The 4,523-nt window shown below is 40.9% G+C and carries 4 protein-coding genes; 3 read left to right on the top strand and 1 reads right to left on the bottom strand.

Annotation, left to right across the window (positions count from 1 at the left end):
• Nucleotides 1-899 (bottom strand): cache domain-containing protein (locus ACGLXV_RS25565; RefSeq protein ID WP_391560840.1); only part of this gene is annotated, 899 nt, incomplete at its 3' end.
• Nucleotides 900-1,074: 175 nt separating this feature from the next.
• Between ACGLXV_RS25565 and ACGLXV_RS25560 the strand changes: the two genes are divergently transcribed.
• The 3 genes from ACGLXV_RS25560 (at nt 1,075) to ACGLXV_RS25550 (ending at nt 4,253) form a co-directional block, all read left to right on the top strand.
• Nucleotides 1,075-2,043 carry a carbohydrate ABC transporter permease gene (locus ACGLXV_RS25560; protein ID WP_119710208.1) on the top strand — a complete coding sequence of 323 codons (969 nt, stop codon included), beginning with the start codon at nt 1,075-1,077 and terminating at the stop codon, nt 2,041-2,043.
• A complete protein-coding gene (locus ACGLXV_RS25555; protein ID WP_391560841.1) occupies nt 2,043-2,870 on the top strand; it encodes a carbohydrate ABC transporter permease in 828 nt (275 codons plus the stop codon). Before ACGLXV_RS25560 ends, ACGLXV_RS25555 begins: the two co-directional genes overlap by 1 nt.
• An 87-nt stretch (nt 2,871-2,957) precedes the next feature.
• Nucleotides 2,958-4,253: an ABC transporter substrate-binding protein gene (locus ACGLXV_RS25550; RefSeq protein ID WP_119710210.1), complete on the top strand. Its 1,296-nt coding sequence runs from the start codon at nt 2,958-2,960 to the stop codon at nt 4,251-4,253.
• Nucleotides 4,254-4,523: the final 270 nt, after the last annotated feature.

Here is a 4,523-nt window from a genome sequence, read left to right as displayed (position 1 = left end):
GCTGTCTGACGAGCAATTTGGTACAAAACATCATATGGAATTCGCTTCGCAATATACCAATTTTCCACAGGCCCTGAAAATTGGTCAAACACGATCACCCCTTCGTCCCACTCAAGGCTCTTGGTGGATGCTGGTTGCTCCTTGATTGACTCGTACCAACCCTCGGTCATCGGTTCTCCAATCACCTCTTCATTAGAGGAATACACCACGGTTCCTTGGTCATTCACAATGAAAAGCTCTTCGGCTTCCTTCGTATATAATCGATCCGCTACCGCACCGATTCTTGATAAATTAATATCAATTGAAAGAAAACCTAGTATATCTTCCGCTGGTACGTCGCGAATGATGCTATGAAAGCTGAGGACCTTTGTACTCTGTGATTTGGGTATAAAGGCCATATTGTTATAGCTGGATATTTCATGTGGCGGTTCAATTAAATAAAAATCATCATGATTGGGCAGCTGCGCATAATAAGGATGCGACATGATATTCTCGTATTCACCCCTGCCACTAATCGTAGAATGATAGTTCGTAAACGAGTCCTTATCCTTATCAATATACAGATGCATTTGTTCAATTTCAGGACGTGTATTAAATAAATACGCTAGCGCGCGTCGAATTTCTTCTTGATTACTCCCAATGTCTCCCGATACTCCTTCTCTCATCACGCTCATTAACGGGTCATAGCGATAGAGCACCGTTGACATTTGTGCAATATCTTCCAAATAAACCGTCAGCTCCTGCTCACCTTTTGTGATAAGGTCATGATTCGTGGAGACAAACTGCTCATTAATAGAGTTGGTTGTTTGGTAATAGGTGATTCCAATCGCTGTACCAAATGGAAGGATGGTTGCCAGCATTAAAAAGATGATTAACTTTTTTCGAATTCCCCACTTCATAGCTCCCTGCTCCTCCTCTGGACACGAAATCCCACTCATTGTAGCACAATTTTCTTGGACTTCAACAGAGGGTGTAAAAAATGAAACCGTTCAATATTTTCCACCCTGTTGGTCAATGTAAGCCGTTTCATAGTTTTTTAAAATAGTTGAAAATAGGACTATGGAGGTGCAGGGGATGAATAGTCAAAGTAATGTAAAAGAAGTTGACGGGGCAGTTGTTATTAGTGAGAAACGCACGCAAAAAGCTGTGTCCACTCCTTTGTTTAGTAAAAAGAAGCTGAAAGATGCAGGATTGTTCACCTTATTCGTTGGACCTGTGTTCTTAGCATTTACCTTAATTGTCTTAATTCCTTTCTTTTCGGGTGTTTATTATGCATTTACGGATTGGAACGGGATTACGGGGTCGGTCCAGTGGGTTGGACTTGATAACTTTAAGTATTTGATTTTTGAAGATAAACAGTTTCACGCTTCCTTCCTTCTAACGACGAAATATACGGTTGTAGCAATCTTGCTAACAAACGTGATCGGGTTTGGATTAGCGATTCTCGTGACACAAATGCTGAAAACGAGAAATATTCTACGAACAGTCTTCTTCATGCCGAATCTACTTGGTGGTCTTTTACTAGGATTCATTTGGCAGTTTATTTTTGTAAAAGGATTCGCTTCTATCGGCGAAATCACAGGAATTCCACTTTTTGAACTAGCTTGGCTAGGAGATGCAAGCACAGCCTTTTGGGGAATTGTGATTGTCAGCGTGTGGCAAGGTGCTGGTTACATCATGATCATCTATATCGCGGCACTACAAAATGTTCCACAAGAATTAATTGAAGCAGCAAGAATTGACGGGGCTAACAGATTTCAAATTCTCCGTCACATCACGATGCCATTAGTTGCACCAGCTGTAACGATCTGTTTATTCTTAACAACAGCATCATCTTTTAAAATCTTTGATGCGAACCTATCGCTAACGAATGGTGGACCATTTAAATCAACTGAGATGTTAGCGCTTAATATTTACACAGAGGCTTTCGTTAATAACCGTTACGGAATTGGTGAAGCAAAGGCATTGATCTTCTTCCTTGTCGTAGCTGCGATTACTGTACTACAAGTAACGATTTCTAAGAAAAGGGAGGTTGAATCGTGATGGGTCACAAGTATTCATGGAGAACCTTTAGTGTTGAAATCGTTGCGATTGTGCTCGGACTCTTGTTCTTAGTCCCTTTCTATTATGTCGTTTCAAACTCCTTGAAGCCTTTTGCTGAGATTTTAACGAATACCTCGGCACTACCGAAAGTGTTTCAGTTTGATAACTATGTACGAGCCTTTGAAATGCTTGATTTCTTTAATGTTTTTAAAAATTCGTTGATTATAACGATTGCGAGTAATGTAGTTTTGGTGATCTTTTGCTCGATGGCGGCGTATATGCTCGTTCGTACGAAAAAGAAGATTAGTAATATCATCTTTATGACCTTCGTTGCTGCGATGATTATTCCGTTCCAATCAATTATGATTCCGCTGATTAAAACAGCTGGAAATTTTGGATTACTGAACAGCGTGTGGGGCCTTGTGATTATGTATTTAGGCTTCGGATCTGGAATGACGATATTCTTGTACCACGGTTTTATTAAAGGAATTCCGGTTGAACTGGAAGAAGCAGCGATCATTGATGGTTGTTCTAGATTCGGTGTCTTCTGGAGAATTGTTTTTCCATTATTAAAACCGATTACGGTGACGATTGTGATTTTAAACAGCTTATGGATTTGGAATGACTTCTTATTGCCGTCTCTTGTTCTTCAGGATCCGGAGCTAAGAACGATTCCACTTGCGACTTTCTTCTTCTTCGGTCAATATACGAAGCAATGGGATTTAGCACTAGCTGCATTGGTACTTGGTATCATTCCGTTATTGATTTTCTTCTTCTCGATGCAAAAACACATCATTAAGGGGATTACTAGTGGTTCGATTAAGTAAGGGTTTTACCTCCACGGTCTGACTGGCTCAGGCTGTGGAATCAAATATAAAAATTTTAAAGATCTTTTTCCAAGGGGGAAAACAAAAATGGCTTTAAAGTTGAAAAAGTATTCTGTTTTAGCAGGTGTATTGTCTGCCTCACTTCTTTTAGGAGCTTGTTCAAGCGATAGCACTTCTGGCGACAAAGAAGGTGCTAGCAACAGTGATAAAGTAGTAATTGATATTTTCCAAGGGAAGGTTGAAATTGCTGATCAATTGAAAGCGTTAACAGATGAGTATACAAAAGAACACCCTGATGTGACTTTTAATATTGAAACAGTTGGTGGCGGTGCGGACGGTGCTGCTGCACTAAAAGCAAAATTTGCTTCAAATAAAGCACCTGATATTTTCACAAATGACGGAGATGCACAATTACTTGTTTGGCAGGATAAGTTAGAAGATTTATCTGATCAACCTTGGGTAGCTGACGCATTCGAAGGTACTTTAGATGGAATGACATCTGACGGAAAAATCTACGGTATGCCTTTAAACATGGAAGGTTACGGCTTTGCTTATAACAAAGAATTATTCGAAAAAGCAGGTATCACAGAGCTTCCTACTACATTCTCTGAATTAGAAGCAGCTGCTAAGAAACTTCAAGATGCTGGCATCACTCCATTCTCAATCGGTTATGGCGAATGGTGGGTATTAGCAAACCACGGCTTAAACGTTCCATTTGCTTACCAAGAAGACACTGACGCGTTCTTCACTGGCTTAAATGACGGTTCTGGTAAAATTGAAGGCAACGAATTCGTGAGCAAGTACTTTGATTTAATCGACTTAACGATTAAGTATGGTAACAAAAATCCATTAACAACTGACTACAATACACAAGTAACGCTATTCGCTACAGGTGAAGCTGCAATGACGCAACAAGGGAACTGGATTCAACCAATGTTAGACAAGATCAACCCTGAAATTGAAGTTGGATTTATTCCAATGCCACTTACAGATGACGAAGCTCAAACAGATAAGCTAATGGTTGACGTTCCAAGTAACTGGGTTGTTCACAACGGTTCAACGGATGAAGAAAAAGAAGTAGCAAAAGACTTCTTAAACTGGATGGTTACCTCTGAAGCTGGTAAGACTGCATTAACAAAAGAATTCAAGTACATCCCTGCATTCAAGTCTGTTGAGGCTTCAGCTGACGACATCGGCCCTCTAGGCGCTGACCTTCTGAAGTACTCTCAAGAAGGCAAAACATACTCTTGGCAGTTCATGAAGTACCCAGACGGTGCTGGTCAAGAATTCGGTGCAGCTCTTCAAGCATACGTTGGCGGCCAAGCATCTAAAGAAGACACAATGAAAGCCTTCGACGCAACTTGGCAGAAGCTTAAAAAATAAGTAGTAGAACATAAGAATCACTGACTGACCCAACTAAGTTGGGTCAGTTTTTTTGTATTGTTTCGCCAACTGTCCACTCCACACGGACAAAAAGGGTGTATCTGTCCACGACCGGTGACAGACACCCTAAAAAGACACTTCCCCACATTCTGCCCACGAAGGGTGTCAGACACCACAAAAAGACACTTTCCCACTTTCTGTCCACGGACGGTGTCTGTCACCACAAAAAGACACTTTCCACTCATTTGTCCGCGAGGGGTGTCTGTCACC

The organism is Robertmurraya sp., assembly GCF_036676585.1.
Taxonomy (GTDB): Bacteria; Bacillota; Bacilli; order Bacillales; family Cytobacillaceae; genus Robertmurraya_A.
This window is presented reverse-complemented; position numbering and strand designations above follow the sequence as displayed.

Coding starts and splice junctions, on each gene's coding strand:
- ACGLXV_RS25560 (WP_119710208.1), top strand. CDS start 1,075: ATGAATAGTCAAAGTAATGTAAAAGAAGTTGACGGGGCAGTTGTTATT.
- ACGLXV_RS25555 (WP_391560841.1), top strand. CDS start 2,043: ATGGGTCACAAGTATTCATGGAGAACCTTTAGTGTTGAAATCGTTGCG.
- ACGLXV_RS25550 (WP_119710210.1), top strand. CDS start 2,958: ATGGCTTTAAAGTTGAAAAAGTATTCTGTTTTAGCAGGTGTATTGTCT.